Source organism: Streptomyces sp. SID14515 (assembly GCF_010548505.1).
Lineage (GTDB): Bacteria > Actinomycetota > Actinomycetes > Streptomycetales > Streptomycetaceae > Streptomyces > Streptomyces caviscabies.
In genome coordinates, this window is sequence record NZ_JAAGMH010000016.1 from 125,339 (window position 1) to 141,666 (window position 16,328).

17 protein-coding genes and 1 tRNA gene are annotated in these 16,328 nt (G+C 69.2%); all 18 read left to right on the forward strand.

Annotated features, from left to right (window positions below; translation table 11 throughout):
* Positions 1-15 precede the first annotated feature (15 nt).
* The 18 genes from G3I54_RS02685 to G3I54_RS40105 all read left to right on the forward strand — a co-directional run bounded on the left by G3I54_RS02685 (position 16) and on the right by G3I54_RS40105 (position 16,309).
* Complete coding sequence (locus G3I54_RS02685; RefSeq protein WP_164610662.1) at positions 16-1,677, forward strand: recombinase family protein; 1,662 nt, start codon at positions 16-18, stop codon at positions 1,675-1,677.
* A 539-nt stretch (positions 1,678-2,216) separates the two neighbouring features.
* Positions 2,217-2,289 (forward strand) — tRNA-Asn (locus G3I54_RS02690).
* Positions 2,290-3,225: 936 nt separating this feature from the next.
* Entirely contained in the window at positions 3,226-3,681 is a 456-nt protein-coding gene (locus G3I54_RS02695) for a hypothetical protein (protein ID WP_164610663.1), read from the forward strand.
* Positions 3,681-4,037 (forward strand): hypothetical protein, encoded by a 357-nt coding sequence (locus G3I54_RS02700; protein WP_164610665.1) that lies wholly within the window; start codon positions 3,681-3,683, stop codon positions 4,035-4,037. Before G3I54_RS02695 ends, G3I54_RS02700 begins: the two co-directional genes overlap by 1 nt.
* 29 nt (positions 4,038-4,066) lie before the next feature.
* A complete protein-coding gene (locus tag G3I54_RS02705) occupies positions 4,067-5,356 on the forward strand; it encodes a terminase (protein ID WP_164610667.1) in 1,290 nt (429 codons plus the stop codon).
* A gap of 28 nt (positions 5,357-5,384) precedes the next feature.
* Complete coding sequence (locus G3I54_RS02710; protein WP_164610669.1) at positions 5,385-6,815, forward strand: phage portal protein; 1,431 nt, start codon at positions 5,385-5,387, stop codon at positions 6,813-6,815.
* A complete protein-coding gene (locus tag G3I54_RS02715) occupies positions 6,815-7,627 on the forward strand; it encodes a hypothetical protein (RefSeq protein ID WP_164610672.1) in 813 nt (270 codons plus the stop codon). Before G3I54_RS02710 ends, G3I54_RS02715 begins: the two co-directional genes overlap by 1 nt.
* 7 nt (positions 7,628-7,634) lie before the next feature.
* On the forward strand, positions 7,635-8,174 hold the full coding sequence (locus tag G3I54_RS02720) for a hypothetical protein (protein WP_164610674.1): 540 nt from the start codon (positions 7,635-7,637) through the stop codon (positions 8,172-8,174).
* Positions 8,175-8,216: 42 nt separating this feature from the next.
* Positions 8,217-9,197 (forward strand): P22 phage major capsid protein family protein, encoded by a 981-nt coding sequence (locus tag G3I54_RS02725; RefSeq protein ID WP_164610676.1) that lies wholly within the window; start codon positions 8,217-8,219, stop codon positions 9,195-9,197.
* Positions 9,198-9,206: 9 nt separating this feature from the next.
* Positions 9,207-9,647: a hypothetical protein gene (locus tag G3I54_RS02730; protein WP_164610678.1), complete on the forward strand. Its 441-nt coding sequence runs from the start codon at positions 9,207-9,209 to the stop codon at positions 9,645-9,647.
* Between the two features lie 13 nt (positions 9,648-9,660).
* Positions 9,661-9,999 carry a hypothetical protein gene (locus G3I54_RS02735; RefSeq protein ID WP_164610680.1) on the forward strand — a complete coding sequence of 113 codons (339 nt, stop codon included), beginning with the start codon at positions 9,661-9,663 and terminating at the stop codon, positions 9,997-9,999.
* Entirely contained in the window at positions 9,999-10,313 is a 315-nt protein-coding gene (locus G3I54_RS02740; RefSeq protein ID WP_070202585.1) for a hypothetical protein, read from the forward strand. The genes G3I54_RS02735 and G3I54_RS02740 overlap by 1 nt, the downstream gene beginning before the upstream one ends.
* Positions 10,313-10,708, forward strand: coding sequence for a hypothetical protein (locus G3I54_RS02745; RefSeq protein ID WP_164610682.1), 396 nt, complete (start codon positions 10,313-10,315; stop codon positions 10,706-10,708). The genes G3I54_RS02740 and G3I54_RS02745 overlap by 1 nt, the downstream gene beginning before the upstream one ends.
* A complete protein-coding gene (locus G3I54_RS02750; protein WP_164610684.1) occupies positions 10,708-11,352 on the forward strand; it encodes a hypothetical protein in 645 nt (214 codons plus the stop codon). Before G3I54_RS02745 ends, G3I54_RS02750 begins: the two co-directional genes overlap by 1 nt.
* A gap of 115 nt (positions 11,353-11,467) precedes the next feature.
* A complete protein-coding gene (locus G3I54_RS02755; protein ID WP_164610686.1) occupies positions 11,468-11,785 on the forward strand; it encodes a hypothetical protein in 318 nt (105 codons plus the stop codon).
* Between the two features lie 41 nt (positions 11,786-11,826).
* The gene (locus G3I54_RS02760) at positions 11,827-12,183 is read left to right on the forward strand and encodes a hypothetical protein (protein ID WP_164610688.1); all 357 of its coding nucleotides are present in this window, start codon (positions 11,827-11,829) and stop codon (positions 12,181-12,183) included.
* Between the two features lie 12 nt (positions 12,184-12,195).
* Positions 12,196-15,105, forward strand: coding sequence for a phage tail tape measure protein (locus G3I54_RS02765; RefSeq protein ID WP_164610690.1), 2,910 nt, complete (start codon positions 12,196-12,198; stop codon positions 15,103-15,105).
* Positions 15,095-16,309, forward strand: a complete 1,215-nt coding sequence (locus G3I54_RS40105) for a phage tail domain-containing protein (RefSeq protein WP_164610692.1) — start codon at positions 15,095-15,097, stop codon at positions 16,307-16,309. Before G3I54_RS02765 ends, G3I54_RS40105 begins: the two co-directional genes overlap by 11 nt.
* Positions 16,310-16,328: the final 19 nt, after the last annotated feature.

Here is a 16,328-nt window from a genome sequence, read left to right on the forward strand (position 1 = left end):
GGCATCATGTCGGTTATGGGTATATCCGGAGCTAAACGCGCACGATGGGGGATTCTTGCGCGTAAGTCCAAGGTCTACGGTGCGGCCGACCACCGCCGCGAGATGTCGACGGCGGCGCAGATCGAGACGGGCCGAGCCGAAGCAGCACGCGAAAACGCCGAGGTGCCTGACGGCTGCGTTTGGGACGAGCTGGGCTCGGCGTTCGCCAACCGGGCACGCGACGAGTTCGAGGCCGCGCTAGCTGCGCTGGCCGAGGGTCGGATCGACGTCCTGTGGTGCTACCGCCTTGACCGGTTCAGCCGCAAGGGTGCGGAGGACCTGTTGAGGGTGATCGGGAAAGTCCGCGTCATCTTCTGGTACGACCGTCTTGACTCCATGGAGCCGGGCGACCGCCGCCGCATTATCGACTACGCCGAGCAGGCCCGCGAATACTCCGAGCGCCTGGCTGACACGGTGGGCAACACGAAGAATTGGCAGCGCGAATCGGGGCAGTGGTTGTCTCAGGCTCCGTACGGCTACGTGGTCGGCCCGGGGCGGAAGCTGTTCCGGGATCTGTCGCCGTACCCGGGCTCCGACGCGCCTCGGTGGGAGGTGGTGGACCGCATCATCAGGGAGGCCGCCGACCATCCGCAGGGGTCGATGCGGTCTATCATCGCTCGGCTGAACCAGGATGGCATTCCGGCGGCGCGTGGTGGCCGCTGGTCGTCTGCGGCGGTGCACCGGATCATCTTTCATCCCGTGTACGAGGGCTGGCAGATCGTGACCGGGCCGAAGGGCGGCAAGCCCATGCTCTACCTGGACAAGGCCGGAAAGCGGGTCAGCGTTACCGACGAGCCGATCGTTACCGACCCGGCCCTGATCGCACGGGCGAGAGGCAGGGTCAGCGGCAACGTATCGCCTACGCGAGGCTCGAAGCTTCCCATCCCGACTGTCGAAGGCAGGGTGAAGCACTGCATGTCCGGTGTCACACGCTGCGAGGGCTGTATGGGGTCCGTGGTCAGGAACGGTCAGGGGTACACGTGCTCCCTGCACAAGGACGACCCTGGACGATGCCCCATGCCCGCGTGGCTGGACGGTGCTCACCTGGAAACGTTCGCGCGGGATGCGTTCATAACCAAGTTGGCCAACATTGACCCTTCCGACCCTGACGACCCGGACCTCGGTCTCATGATGGAAGTGACGAAGCGCTGGACGGAGCTGGAGAGGCCGACAGAGTCCGCAGAGGAGCGGCGGGCCCGGCAGGCGCTGCGGGACGCCGAGATGGCCCGTGACAGGCTTCAAGCGGCCTTTGACGCTGGGGCGTACGCCGGGGACGCGGTGGCGCTGTTCGTCTCGTCCATGCAGACGGCAACGGCGAACGTCGAGTCGGCGCGGGCAACGGTCGATCAGTTCGGCGGCACGCGGGCGGTGGTGCCCTGGATCGGTAACGAACACCTCATCCGGGAAGCGTGGGACAAGGCCGATTCCAAGCGCCGCCGGGAACTGCTTCAGCTCGCGATGCGCTTCGTGGTCATCCGTCGGTGGGAGGGGAAGCCGCCGAATCGGTGGGAACCCTTCGACGTTGCATCGCGGGCAACGGTCTACTGGCACGGCGATGATGTACCCCGCTCGCTGCTGACCAAGCTGTCGATCGTGCGGAGTCGGAAGGGCGGGAAGGGTATCGGCTTGGCGGCGTGACGCCTGGTCACCCCGGCCGGCTCGGCCAGCGGAGGGCGGCCCTCTCACTCTAAGGAGTTGAGGGGGCCGCCCTTTTGACGTTCCGTGACGACCAGGTGTCGAAAACCTGCACTACGTACCTTCTTTCCTGTGTGTGAGTCAGGGAAAGAAGGGCCAGAGTGCAACTTTCTGGCACCCGCTCCGCGAGGGGGTGTGATCGCGCTTTAGCGCCTGTACCCCCTTCCCCACTTAACTCCTGTGAGCCCCCTCGCGCGTGCGCGTGCGCGAAGAGACGCGACGTCCCGTGAGGCGGCTCCGCCCCGACAGGGCAACGCTCCCGCCCCGGCTCTCTCCCCGGGTCGCGGTCGAGCACCTGTCGGGGCCTTGTGCTTGCTCCTGGGGGAAGTCCGGGCCATCGGTGGCCCCGCAGGGGCGCGCCGTGCGAGCCGAGGCGTATTCGGCCGGACGTCCCGGTGTTGAGCCGCTAGCCATGGCGAGCCGGACGCATCCCCGCCGTACGACCCCTAGGTCTGACCTGGGGGGCCTCTGTGGCGGGTCCTTGATCGGTAGCTCAGTTGGCAGAGCACGGGACTGTTAATCCCGGGGTCGCAGGTTCGAGCCCTGCCCGATCAGCAACGCCCCTCCCCTCGTATCGGTGGACCCGCGACGGGAGGGGCTTTCACGTGCGGGCCCCTGTGAGGGGGTCTCGCTGCGGGGGCCCACCGTTGGCCGTCCGACGATGGCCCGGTGGGGCCGGTATGGGGGGCCCATGGCATGGGAGGGCAGTACGAGGCGTGCGCGCCTCCCTGCCGACTGGGTGGTCATCCGTGAACGGGTGCTCGGGGAGGCGGGATACGCCTGCCAGTGGGTACGCGTCGACACGGGGGCCCTGTGTGGCCGGTACGCGAACCAGTGCGACCACATCCACGCGGGCGACGACCACCGCCGCAGCAACCTGCAAGCGCTGTGCGAGTGGCACCACAGGCGCAAGTCATCGAGCGAGGGAGCGCACGCACGCAACGCGCGTGTCGTCCGTCGCGAACGTGACGCGCTCGCCTCGCCGTTCGCCGCTCGCCTCGCCGCTCGACGGTTGAGCGAAGCGAGTTGAGTCGACGTCACGTGAGGCTGACGCGCCGCGCAGCGTGCGCCGCGAGTTCGGCAGCGTGTGACGCTGCGTAAGGATTCCTTGCGGCCAGGGGTGGGGGGTACCCCGCCTCAGACGGCGACGCCACCCGGGGGCCAATAGCGCGACCCCCTGCGTACAGGTCTGGAGGTTTCGGCCCCGGCCTCGCTCGCCACGCCCCTCACGCTCTGTGAGCTGGGCTTTCCCTCGCTTTCCCGCCTCGCTGGCGGTCCGGCCTACGCCCGCGCACACGCGCGCACGCGAGGAACACCCCGTGCGCCGCCCTGTGCGGCTCTCTCGCGGCCTCGCACGTCCCCGGAGCAGGGAAGCCCCGCCGGACCGCTCCGAGGCCGCCTCGGGCGTACAGCGCTTCACAAGATCACCCCGCCCCTCTCGCCAATGCGCCGCGCAGCGTGCGCCGGGGCATGACGAGAGGAGGGCGAGGCATGGCAGGCATGGGCCCGCCCCCGAAGGAAGAGAAGCACGGTCGAACTCCCAACCTGGGCAGTGCGACCGAGCCGGCCGACCTTGAGGGCGTCCCGGCCCCGGACCTTCCGAACCCGAAGAAGTGGCTTACGGCCACCCGGGATTGGTGGTGGGCCTGGGCCGACTCGCCGCAGTCCGTCGCGTTCCAGGCGACCGACTGGGGCCGCCTCGTCGCGCTGCTGCCGCTGGTGGACGGATACAACCGTCTGATGTCCAAGGCGGCCGACGACCCGCGCAAGCTGCGGGCCGGTAAGGACGTGCTGTCGGAGATCCGGCAGAACGAAAGCCTCCTCGGTGCCACGCACCTGGACCGCCTCCGGGGCCGAATGCCCACGGGCGGTACCGGGGCCCGGCCGGAGGCCGTGGCCGGTGGGGTCGACGCCGAGAACGTAGTCAAGCTATTCGGGGGGCCCTGATGCATGTAGGGACGATCCCGGAGTACAAGCCGCGCGAGACGCACCCGCAGAACTGGCCCGCGCTCCACGAGTCCATCGGCTATGCCGCCGTGGCGTGGATGCGCGCGAACCTGGTTCAGCCGGACGGCGACAACGCGGGCGAGCCCTTCGAGCCGACGCCCGAACAGGCTCATTTCATCGCGTGGTTCTACGCGGTGGACGAGAGAGGACGGTTCAAGTTCCGGCGTGCAGCACTGCGCCGGAGCAAGTTACGGGCTGGGGGAAAGGGCCCTTCGCGGGCGCTCTGTGCCTCTTCGAGCTGTGCGGGCCGTGTCTTCCCCATGGGGTCGTCACGACGTCCGCAGGCGTCCGCGTAGCGGTCGGCCGGGTACATCCCGCGCCGCTCGTGCAGCTCGCTGCGGTCAGCTACAACCAGACCGAGAACACGTTCGCGAGTATCCGCGCGATGGTGGCGGGCGACCGCGCCGAGGCGCTGGGGCTCGACATCGGCCAGACGCGCATCCTGATGAAGGTGCACGACGGCCGCCGGGTGCGCCGGGGCAAGTTGGAGCCGGTGACGACGGCTTCGGCCTCCCTGGAAGGGAACCGGACCAGCTTCTACGTGCTGGACGAGCCGCATCACCTCACCGACAGCAACGGCGGCCACCGGCTGGCCAGGGTGCTGAAGCGGAATGCGGCCAAGGTCGACGGCCGGGGGATCGAGACCACGAACGCGCACGCGCCGGGGGAGAACTCCGTCGCGGAAGCGACGTACGAGGCGTATCTCAAGGTGGTCGACGTCCCGTTCGGGGCCGGGCTGCTGTACTCCGCGCTTGAGGCCCCGCCGGAAACCGACCTCGCTGACGAACAGTCGGTGCGGGCGGCGCTGAACGTCTGTTACGAGCACTGCCCGTGGATCTCGATTGACCGGCTGGTTGACGAGATTTACGACCCGGGGACGACCCGGGAAGAGGCGATGCGCTTCTATTTCTCCCGTGTTGTCGCCGCGTCTGACGCCTGGCTCGATCCGGCGGACGTGGACGCCGTCACCGTTGCCCGGTCGACGGTGCCCGAGGACGGCTCGATCATCACTCTCGGGTTCGACGGGGCGCGCGGGACGCACCAGTACAGCGACGCAACCGCCCTCGTGGCGTGCGACGTCGCGACCGGCCACGTGTGGACCCTGGGGGTCTGGCAGCGGCCGGACGGCCCGACTGCGGAGGGCTGGGAGGTTCCCCGCGACGAGGTGGACGCCATGGTGCGCGGCGCGTTCAAGCGCTGGCGCGTGGCCGCCTTCTTCGCGGACCTCGCCTTCTACGAGTCGTACGTCGACCGGTGGGCCGAGGACTTCCGCGAGGAGCTGTTCATCAAGGCGGGCCCCGGCCACTCCGTCGCGTTCGACATGCGGCGGCGTACCCGGGAGTTCACGCAGGCCGCCGAGGGCGTCGCCGCAGCGTTCGAGGCCAAGGGCCTGACGATCGCTGACGACCCGCGCCTCATCACGCACTTGAAGAACGCGCGACGCCGCCCCAACGCCTACGGCGTGGGTCTCGGCAAGGAGTCGCGGGAGTCGCCGCGCAAGATCGACGCGGCGGTCTGTCTGATCCTCGCACGCGAGGCCCGGCGCAAAGCGCTAGAGGCGGGCGTGCTTGAGAAGTGGGCCGAGCCCGAACCGGGCGTTGTGTACGGCTTCTAACCCACCACCCCAAGGAGATCCGCCCGCCATGGGTGATGTTCGTGTTGCCCTGGCGGGCGCTCTGTCCTCCCGTCGCGCTGAAATGCCGGACCTGATCCGGGTCGACCAGTATTACCGGGGGATTCAGGATCGCCCGTACATACCGAAGCGGGCCGAAGCCGAGTTCGGGGGGATGGTCACCAAGTCCCTGGAGAACTGGCTCCCGTTGATCGTCTCGACGGTGGCGCAGAACCTCCGGGTGGAGGGCTACCGCCGGTCGGACAAGCCCGAAGACCTGGAGCCCTGGCGCTACTGGGCGGACAACCTGATGGACTCCCGTCAGGCTCAAGTCCACCGTGCTGCCCTGACGTTCGGCAAGGCGTACGTGTCCGTGATGCCGGGGACGAGCCCGATCGCGGGCCAGCCGGCCCCGGTCATCCGGCCCATGTCGCCGCTGTCGGTGACGGGGTTCTCCGAGGACCCTGACGCCGACTGGCTCGACCTCGTCGTGCGTTCGCTGGGCAAGGTCGTCCAGGGCGAAGACACCTTCCTCCGCTGGGAGGTGTGGGACGACGAGGCAGTGTCGGAGGTCTGGCAGCCCGAGGGCACCGACGACCCCGCAGAGTGGCGTGTCGTCACCTCCGAGCCGCATGGCATGGACCGGTGCCCGGTGGTGGTCTTCCGGAACCGGTGGGCGGACTCGCCCACGACGATGACGCACGAGCTGGGCGAGGTCTCGCCGCTGATGCCGATTCAGGACCGGATCAACTCGACCACGTTCGACATGCTCGTTGCACAGTCCTACTCGGCGTTCCGGCAGCGGTGGGCCACGGGTATTCAGATCCCGAAGGACCCGCGCACGGGTCGGCCGGTCGAGACGTTCCAGGCGGCTGTTGACCGCGTGTGGGCAACTCCCGGTGACAAGGTCCGCTTTGGCGAGTTCGAGCAGACGGACTTGTCGGGCTACCTCTCGTCCCGGGACGCCGCGATAAAGGCCATGGCCGCCATCGCGCAGGTCCCCCCGCACATGTTCGCTTCCGGCGTCGCCAACATCAGCGCCGACGCGCTCACGGCTCTTGAGTCGGGCCTGTCGCGCAAGGTGCACGAGCGGCAAACCATCTTCGGTGAGGCGTGGGGCCAGGTCTTCCGGCTCGCCGCGTACGCGGTGGGCGATGCCGACAACGCGCAGGACACCGAAGCGCGGGTCATCTGGCACGACGCCGAGGCCCGCTCGCTGTCGCAGACGGTCGACGCCCTCGGTAAGGCTCACCAGATGCTCGGCGTGCCGCAGCAGGCCCTTTGGGAGCGCATCCCGGGCGTGACGACGTTCGACGTCGAGGCATGGCGGGCGCTGAAGGTCCAGGAGGACGAGGCGGCCGAACGGCGCGGCCTCTCCCTGGTCATGGGCGCTGACCACACGGGCCGGGACACCGAGCAGGACGCCGGTCCGGTCGCCTCCGACTATGTGACGGCGGCCTAGTGGCCGACGAGGCGCGGGCGCAGGCCCTCACGGAGCTGCACGCCCGCGCACAGCAGGAGTTGACCGGCAAGGCCCTGAAGCGCCTGGAGGCCGCATGGCGTCGGGTACGGGTCCATGACCCGTACTCCGTCGCGCAGTTCCTCCGGCAGGCGGAGGACGTCCTCGCGGGGGCCTACGCCAAGTCCGGGCGTGCCTCCGCGGATTACTACCAGGCGCACCGCCGGGCGCTGCTGGGGGAGACCCTGTTTCAGTCGGCGGAGGCCGCCTACGCGGAGGCCCGCCGGGTGGCGTCCAGAACGGCGGCGACGGAGTCGCGGCGGCTGTCCGTGCAGGCCCGACGCCACATCAACTACCTGCGGAAGCAGGGAATTTCAGAGACGGACATTCAGCGGCTGGCCGGGAGCCGGCTGCTGGGTCAGGCGTCCCGGATGGTGATGTCCGGCGGCCGGGACACGCTGGCCTACTACATCAACAACGACCCGAAGGTGTTGGGGTATCAGCGCCGCGCATCGGTCGCGTGCTGCGCGTTCTGCGCGATGTTGGCCAGTCGGCCGAACCTCTACAAGACGGCCCGCTCGGCGGGCGCTGACGGGGGCCGGGGCTTCGGCCGGGCCTTCAAGGCAGGCACCCGGACGGCGGACGCCGCCCCCTGGCACAACGGGTGCCGGTGCGTGGCGGTGCCGGTCTACAGCAGGAAGCAGCGCGCCCCCCGCAATTCACAGCGGTTCGCGGAGATGTGGCGGCGCGGCGAGATCGAGATGCGGACGAGTGCCAGCGGCACCCCGTACCCCGTGTTCAAGCAAGGAGAGTGACGGACGCATGTCCGAGACGGTAGAGACCCCGGAGGCTGGGGAGCAGGCCCCCGCCGCCCCGGGCCAGGAGAGCGCACCCGGCGTCGAGGAGACGGCCGGGGAGCAGCGTGGGACGTCCAGCGGTGCCGCCGACCAGTCGGCCGAGCTGGAGCGTCTGCGCAAGGAACTTGAGGCAGCCCGGCCGATCCTCGCCGCCCATCAGGAGGCGGAGGAGGCGCGCAAGTCCGAAGCGGACAAGCTGCGTGAGGCACTGGAGGCCGCCAAGGCGGACGCCGCCGACAAGGCGCGCGCTCTGACCCTGCGGGAGGTGGCCGAGGAAACGGCCCTGCCTTCCTCCCTCGTGGCCAAGCTGCCCGGCGGTTCGCGTGACGAACTGCTCGCGCTGGCCAAGGAGATTCAGGCCCTGGTGGGCGAGTCTCCGCGCGGCGGCAAGCTGCCGTCGCGACCGACCCCGAAGCTGCGTACCGGTCATGACGCGCCCGACCCGGGCGAAACGCTCGACCCCCGCAAGCTGGCCGCCATCGCGCGCAAGCTCGGCCGCTTCTAGGTCGCCCCTTAACTCTCAATCCCTGAAAGGGGTATGCCCTCCGTGGCTGACCACGCTTTCCAGAAGTACGACAAGGTTGCGGCTACCGCGCTGGGCCTCCTTGAGTCGCAGGTGATCCTGGCGAATCTCGTTTCCCGTGACTCGGGTGCGGAGTTCACCGGTGCCAAGAGCGACACCGTGAACATCAAGCGCCCGGCCCGGCTGAACGGTTCCACCGAGGACATCGACCGGTCCGGTTCCCGCGAGATCGACAACGAGCAGCTGGTTGAGGGCAACCTCGCGGTGCGGCTCGACAAGCACGTCTATAGCGCGGTGGACCTGACCGACGCTGAGCTGACGCTCGACGTCAACAACTACGCGGCGCAGGTGGCCGGTCCGCAGGTCCAGGCGGTTGCCCGGATCATCGAAAAGGCCATTGCCAAGGCCGTTCAGGACAACGCCACCAAGGTGACCGGCGCGGGTATCGAGCTGGACAAGGCGACCGGCAAGGAGAACCAGGCGGGCAGCATCCGCCAGGCGATCATCAAGGCCCGTACGCAGCTCAATCGCTCCGAGGTCCCGACCGATGGCCGGGTCCTCGCCGTGGGCACCGACATTGAGGCCGCTCTCCTCAACGACCCGAACCTCACCAAGGCGAACGAGGCCGGTGACAGCGGCGCGCTCCGCAACGCGGACCTGGGCCGTCTCCTGGGCTTCCGGGTCGTCGCCACGAACAACATCGACGCCAAGACGATGGTGGCCTTCCACCCGTCCGCGTACGTCCTGGTGAACCGTGCGCCGATCGTCCCCCCGTCGGTCAAGGAGGGTTCCTCGCAGTCCTTCGAGGGCTTCGCGCTGCGGGCCATCCGTGACTACAACTCCAAGACGGCGTCCGAGCGTTCGTTCATCAGCTCCTACATGGGCATCGGTGTCGTGAAGGACATCGCGATCGACGCGAAGAACGGCACCGCCGAGACCATGCAGCGGGCCGTGAAGGTGGTCGCCACCGAGAAGGCGGCCGGCTCGCCCGCGAAGGGCGAATAGGACTCCGTGATGGGCGAGTTGGTGGCGTTCGAGGATTGGCGCCAACGCCGACCCGAACCCTTCGCCTCCCATGAGGAGGACCGGGCCAGGGCGCTGTTGTCGGATGCGTCCGACATCGTGCGCGAGGCAACCGGCCTCACGGCCGAGGACTGGCCGACACGGACCCCCGCGACGGTCCGACAGATCGTGATGCGGCTCGCCTCGCGGGCCTTCGACAACCCCCTCGGGCTCTCGTCCGAGAGCGTTGGCGATCTCTCGTACCGCATGGGACGACAGCAGACGAACGGCCTCTTCCTCCTCCAGGAGGAGCGCGAGGCGCTGGCCGAGGCCCTGGGGCTCTCGCCGGTGGTCTGCGCCGAAGTCTCCATCGGGTACGACGACCTGAAGTTCCGGCAGTTCGCCCCGCTCGGGCGGACTGCCGAGGACGGCGTCGTGTGGGTGGGGGGCTGACGTGATCGGTCCCATGGTGGATACGGTCCGGGTCCTGCGGAAGGTCGAGGACCAGGCCGCCGACCCGGACCGGTACACGGGCCAGAGGCCCCGGACGTGGGTTGCCGACGAGGCCACCTACCGGGGCCGCCTGATCTACCCGTCGAGCCGTGAGGAGACGACGGAGCGGGACGCGCAGGTGGAAGGCCACTTCCTTGTCCTGCCCCCGCGCGTGCCGGTCGACGGCCGCTGTCGCGTGCTGGTGAACGAAGACCCGCAGCCCTGGGAGCTGGACGGCAACCCCCTGCCGCAGCGCGGGCGGTCGCCCATCCTGCGACACCTGCGGGTCAAGCTGAAGAGGGTGGAGGGCTGATGGCAGCCGTTCAGATAGACCGGGCGGCCGTCGAGGCCCTGGCCCGGGGCGAGCAGGTCAAGGCCGTCGTGCACCGTGCCGGGAAGGCCGCCGAGAAGGGCGCTGAGGGCCGTTCTCCGGTCCGTACGGGCGCGTTCAAGGCCGCTGGCATGTCGACGTCCACAAAGGTCCGCAGGACGAAGCTGGGGCGCTGGGTGACGGCGCGCGTCTACTCGCACGACGAGGAGGCGAACATCATCGTTCTCGGCTCGGCCAAGACGAACCGGAAGCCGCACCGCGTGTTCAACCTGGGCGACTTCGCCGGGGGCCTGTAGTGCGCCCTGTCGTCCGTTTCCCGGACGTCGAGGCCCTGACCCTGGCTCACCTGCGGAAGGTGATTCCCGGGTTCCAGGGCGGCCCCGACGTCCCGCAGGATCTCGCAAGTCGGCTCCCGTTCACGACGGTTGAGCGCAACGGCGGGGTCACCCGCTGGCCGGCTCTGGACCAAGCCGTCCTGGCGCTCTACGTGTACGGAGCCGACCGGGCCACGGCACACGACCGCCTCCAAGAGGTGCTGGCGCACCTTCACGCGATGCCGGGCAGTGCCCCGCTGGTCTCGCGCACGTACACGATCGCCGGGGCCCAATTCACTCCCGACCCCTTGACGGACGGCCCGCGTTGGTACGCGTCTGTCGGGGTCGCGGTACGACCTGAAAAGGGGATCGGCTGATGGCCGCAAACTTCGACTCTGACCTGGTGAAGGTCGCAACGACCGGCGTGATGTTCGTGGCCAAGAAGGCTGACGGCGTCACCGCCCCGAAGGCGGAGATCAACGCGACCACGGGCGCTATCGACCTGGTGGCGGCGGGCGCGTACGCCAAGGAGGGCAGCGCGGCCGACAAGTGGTCGGCGCTCGGCCTCTTCAACGATGACGGTGTGGAGCACGAGTTCAGCGAGGACACCGAGGATGTGAAGTCCTGGCAGTCCGGCACCGTGCGGACCATCATCACCGGCCGGGATCTCACGCTGAAGTTCGGGGCCCTGGAGTCCAGCCCGCGTGTCCTGGAGGCGTTCTACGGCCTGGAGCCGGGTTCGGTGAAGGTCGAGGCCGGGGGTAAGGCGTCGTTCAAGATCGCGGCCAACGCGAAGCGTGAGCCGTTCGCGGCGTTCTTCGTCATCCGCGATGGCGACATGCTCTGGACGATGCACATGCCCAACGCGCAGGTCTCCGAGGTGGAGTCGCCCAAGTTCTCGTCCGGGCAGGCGATCACGTGGGGCATGACCGTCAAGGCCCTCGGTGACGCCAACGGCAACCTGGCCACGTGGGACATCACTGACCCCTCGCTGGGCGGTGCTCTGGAGCTGGCCGCCTGAGTTCGGCCGTACCTCCGTTGGGCGTCCAACGGAGCCAAGACAACTGATCTTCAGGGGTCGTCCCACGAGGGGCGGCCCCTGAGTCATTCCGGTACGCAGCAAGAGAGATGACGAGTTGAGCAAGCCGAACAAGAAGGTTCTTCGCCTGGCCACGCTGCGGCAGTCCGCCGAGGAGCGCGGCACCGCAACCATCCCCTTCGAGGGCGTGGACGGCGAGGCGTACAGCATTCCCGGCCCGCAGTTCTGGCCGGACTCGGCGCACGAGGCAGCCTCGGTCAACGACGTTCCCGGCATGGGGCGCGCGCTGCTCGGTGAGCAGTACGAGCAGTTCACCAAGGGCGGCAACCGCTCGGCCGACCTCGCCCTGGTGGTCGAGGCGTACGCCGAGGAGCAGGGCGTCACCCTGGGGGAATCCGAGGGCTCGCAGGGCTGATCGACGCCCACGGGGACGATCTCGACGCCGACTTTCAGCGCGTGTACGGCCTGGACGTCCGCGACGTCGGGTCGGCGTCTCTGACGTGGGGGAGGTTCGGCGCGCTCGCTGAGCGCCTGCCGGAGGACTCCGTCACCGCACGGGCCGGACTGACCCCGGAAGAGGTCATCTGGTCGTCCCTTGAGGCGCAGCTCTCTGCGGGCGTCATCGAAAACCTGCGGGTCACCAACTACCTCCTGGGTGGCCTCCTCACCGCGCACGGCGCGAAGGAGAACCCCGTTCCGCTCCCGGAGCCGTTCTACCGGCCCGGTGTCGAGCGCGAACAGAAGAAGTCCAAGGGGCTGTTGTCGCTCGCTTCCAAGATGGGTGCCGAGCGGCCACGTCCCCGCATTACGTAGGGAAGTGCAGTAGTGGCCGGAGCCATGAAGGTCGGCACGGCCTTTATCGACCTCGTCGCGCGAGGTGATCGGCTTTTCGGTCAGATCACCACCATGGCGAGCCGGGCCGGGGTCACCGCCGGTCGTTCGCTCAACCGGGGTGTGACGCAGGGCCTTTCCGGCGTCAGTCGGGGTGTGGCGGGGGCGGGCCTGGCAGTTCAGGCGCTCGGCACGCGCGTCCAGAACACGGGACGCCAGATCCAGCAGGCCGGACAGGGCTTCCAACGCTGGTCGGCTCCGGCCGGGGCCGCCGCATCCGCCGTCAAGCCCCTGGCGCTCGGTGTCGCCGCGCTGGGCGCGGGCGTCATCAAGACGGGCATGGACTTCGACACGTCCATGGCCAAGTTGAAGGGCGTAACGGGCGCTCCGAAGCGGGAAATTGCCCTTCTGGAGAAGACGGCCCGGCAGCTCGGCGCGACCACGAAGTTCAGCGCGTCGGAGGCTGCGGACGGCATGGGCTTCCTGGCCATGGCCGGGATGAAGACCAACGAGATTGTGGCGGTCACGCCGTTCATGCTCGACCTGGCGTCGGCGGCCAACATGGACCTGGCGCGGACGTCGGACGTCGTCACGAACGTGATGTCCGGCATGGGCTTGGGCGTTAACCAGGCGGGCCGTGCGGTCGACGTGATGGCCAAGGCCGCGATGAGCGGCAACACGGACATCGAGATGTTGGGCCAGGCGTTCAAGTACGTCGGCCCGGTCGCCAAGTCGTTCGGGATGTCGCTGGAAGAGGCGGCGGCCTCCATGGCCGTCCTGGGCGACAACGGGCTTCAAGCCGATATGGCGGGCACCTCGATGCGCGGGATGCTGACGCGTCTTAACGACACGTCAGGCAAGGCGACGAAGATCGCCAAGAAGTACGGCATTGAACTCCGCGACCAGGACGGCAAGTTCATTGGCCTTACGGCCTCGGTGAACGCGTTCGCCAAGGCGGGCGTGTCGACCACGGACGTCATGACGGCGTTCGGGCAGCGAGCCGGCCCGGCCTTCCTCGCCCTCATGGGCGACGACTCCCGCAAGAAGCTGAACCGGCTGAACGCGGAGATGAAGAACTCCGAGGGCGCGGCCCGCAGCATGGCCAAGGCGTACGAGGAGTCGGCCAAGGGGCGGTTGCTCAACTTCAAATCCGCAGTGGAGGAACTGGCCCTCCAGATGTGGGACGGCGGGCTACGAGACGCCACCAAGAACACTCTTGACGGTCTGACAGCTCTGGCCCGTGGGTTCGGCGCACTGCCGAACGGGGTCCGGCAATCGGTCCTCGCGCTCCTCATGGTCCCCATGGTGGTGTTCGGCGTCGCCAAGGCGGTGACCGGAACGGCCCGCCTGGTGACCGGCTTCGGCCGGTCCGTCGCCGGTGCCGGTCGGGTGCTAGTGGCGGTCGGTAAGGCTCCGGTCGCGTTCGCGCGGGGCCTGGCCCTGCTCCCGACCCGGCTCGGCCTGATGGCGCTGTCCCTGCGTCAGGGCACGGCGGCGGCGGGTGGGTTCGCGGCCCGCACGGCGACGGCGACGGCTTCGGCGGTCACCTCGTTCACGCGCACGGCCACGTCCGCAGTCGCGAGCGGGGCCCGTACGTCGGCGGCGTGGGTGGCCTCTGCGGCGCGCTCCGCCGCCTCCTTCGCCCTGATGGCGACCCGCGCCACCGTCGCGGGTGCCCGCATCGCGGCGGTGTGGGTCGGCCAGGCCGTCGCCGGAGCCGCGTCGTTCGCCGCTTCCATGGTCCGCACGGCGGCCGTCGCGGTCGCGCAGTTCGTCATGATGGCGGCCCGCGCCGTCATCTGGGCGGCGACCATGGCCGCACAGTGGATCATCGCGATGGGCCCGGTGGCCTGGGTGATCGCGGCCATCGTCGGCCTGGTCGTCGCGGTCGTCGCCAACTGGGACCGGATCAAGTCCGCGACCGCCGCAGTCTGGGACTGGATCTGGGCCAAGATCAAGGCCGTTTGGGGGCTGATCAAGGCCGGGGCGGTTCTGTACTTCACCGCCTACCGCGTCGTGATCCTCGCAGCCTGGACGGCCATCAAGTCGGCCACGTCCGCAGCCTGGAACGCGATACGGGCGCTGATCTCCGGCGTCTGGCGCGGCATCCGCGCCGTGATCACCGCCGGGACGAACGCGGCCAAGGCGCTCATGCGCGCCGGGTTCGCCGCCTGCCGCGCCGTCACCGCGTCGACCTGGGCCGCCATCCGGGGCCTGATCTCCGGAGCGGTCGCCGGAATCCGGGGCATCCTCGGGTGGTTCGGCCGACTCGGCGGGCTGTTCCGTGGCTGGTGGAACTCCGCCGTCAGCGCCACGCGCACCACCACCGTCGCCCTGATCGCGGTCGTCCGGGGCATCCCCGGGCGCATCACGGGTGCGCTCGGCAACATGGGCTCGCTGCTGTACGGCAAGGGCCGCGACGTGATCTCGGGCATGATCCGAGGCATTTCGTCCATGACCGGCGCTCTCTGGTCTAAGGCCAGCTCGGTGGCGTCGAGCATCAAGGACAAGTTGAACCCGGCGAACTGGTTCCGGGCCTCCTTCGTGCCCGACGACGGGGCCTCGTGGCTTCCTGACCCCTTCGCGCCCGCCCTGGCCTCCGTTGGCCGGTCAACGGTGCTGGGGGCACCTGCGGCGGCCCCGATGGGCTACGCGGCCCCCTCGTCCCTCGGTGGTGCGGTCGGGGGTGCGTTCTCGTCCATGGCGGCGGCGTTCGACGCCGGTTCGCGCGGCGGGGCGTCGGTGGGCGACCTGGGCAACTTCGAGCGGGCGGCGAACCGTGCCGCTGACGGCGCGGTCGGCAGGCGCGCGGGCGCGACCATCACCGTCAACGCCCGGACGGATGCGAACCCCTACGAGATCGGTAAGGCAATCGCCTGGGAAATGAGGACTAGTGGGCGCTGACATCTACGTGTCGTGGGTGTTCGCGGAGCAGGTAGCGACTACCAACGCGGTGCGGGTGTCGTGGGGCCCGCCGGAGCGGGACACCCCCGCTCTGGCGCACCTCGTTTACATCAAGCCGTCGACACAGACCAGTTGGTCAGGCGGCGAGCTTCAGTCGCTCACGGTCGACATGCCCGCCATGGAGCACACATTCGCCGTGCCCGGCCCCGGCACCTATGACGTACGGGTTCGCATCCGGTACGGGGCCGGGGCGAGCGTCTACCTGGGCAGGGACACGGCGGTGACCGTCGAGCCACCGCCCCCGCCGCCTCTCCCGGTCGCCCCGGTGCGGGGCGACGAGACGGCCAATCAGCCGTACGTGGCGCAGAGCTGGACGGCGGAGTTCGGGGGCGTCCTGCTCGGCGGTCCCTCGCCGGTCGTCCTGGAGGAGGTTTCGGGACTGCTCGACGCCCCCGAGGTCCGCTCGTCGGACAAGGAGCTGTTGCAGCGTGACGGCCTGGTGCCCGGGTTCGACTACCTCGGAGACCGCACGATCACCCTGGAAATGACGGTCCTTGACCCTGACCGGAACCTCTCCGACGTGCTCGCCGCGTTCGTTCCGGGCGGGGTGGAGCGGCCTTTCCGCTTCGCGTTCCCCGGGGTGGCCGGCTCGGACGGGGTGCTCAACTGCCGGGTCCGGAAACGGGACATCAAGATTGATCAGATGCACGTGGCCGGGGCGGCGAAAGTCGTGGTTGAGATGGCCGCGACGGACCCCCGGCTGTACGCGAACCGGGAAGAGGTGGCCCGGGTCGAGCCCCCCAAGCCGCGCGTCGGTACCCGGCTGTTCCCGATGCGGTTCCCCCTCCGTCTGCGGAGGGACGGGGCGCAGGTGTACGCCTCGCGCACCTACCTGACGAACCGGGGCAACACCGAGACGTGGCCGCGCTTCAAGCTGATCGGTCCTCTCCTGTCTCCGGCGATCGAGAACAAGACCACGGGGCAGCGGCTCGCGTTCGACCTCCGCTTGCCCGCCGGGGAGGTGCTGGAGGTCGACACGCGGCGTCGCGAGGTGCTGCACAACGGGGCCAACGTCTTCGGCTCCGTGACGCCGGACTCCGAGTGGTTCTCGTTCGCGCCGGGCCCCAACTCCGCGGAGCTGGAGGCGAAGCAAGGTTACGAAGGCATGTTCGCGGAGGCGCGTTGGCGCTCCGCATGGCTGTAAGGAATGGGATTCTTGGCAA

Bases quoted from the DNA above. Each gene is read 5' to 3' on its own strand.
- G3I54_RS02730 (WP_164610678.1), top strand. From the start codon at position 9,207: ATGGGCGAGTTGGTGGCGTTCGAGGATTGGCGCCAACGCCGACCCGAA.
- G3I54_RS02710 (WP_164610669.1), top strand. From the start codon at position 5,385: ATGGGTGATGTTCGTGTTGCCCTGGCGGGCGCTCTGTCCTCCCGTCGC.
- G3I54_RS02740 (WP_070202585.1), top strand. From the start codon at position 9,999: ATGGCAGCCGTTCAGATAGACCGGGCGGCCGTCGAGGCCCTGGCCCGG.
- G3I54_RS02735 (WP_164610680.1), top strand. From the start codon at position 9,661: ATGGTGGATACGGTCCGGGTCCTGCGGAAGGTCGAGGACCAGGCCGCC.
- G3I54_RS02720 (WP_164610674.1), top strand. From the start codon at position 7,635: ATGTCCGAGACGGTAGAGACCCCGGAGGCTGGGGAGCAGGCCCCCGCC.
- G3I54_RS02750 (WP_164610684.1), top strand. From the start codon at position 10,708: ATGGCCGCAAACTTCGACTCTGACCTGGTGAAGGTCGCAACGACCGGC.
- G3I54_RS02695 (WP_164610663.1), top strand. From the start codon at position 3,226: ATGGCAGGCATGGGCCCGCCCCCGAAGGAAGAGAAGCACGGTCGAACT.
- G3I54_RS02685 (WP_164610662.1), top strand. From the start codon at position 16: ATGGGTATATCCGGAGCTAAACGCGCACGATGGGGGATTCTTGCGCGT.
- G3I54_RS02700 (WP_164610665.1), top strand. From the start codon at position 3,681: ATGCATGTAGGGACGATCCCGGAGTACAAGCCGCGCGAGACGCACCCG.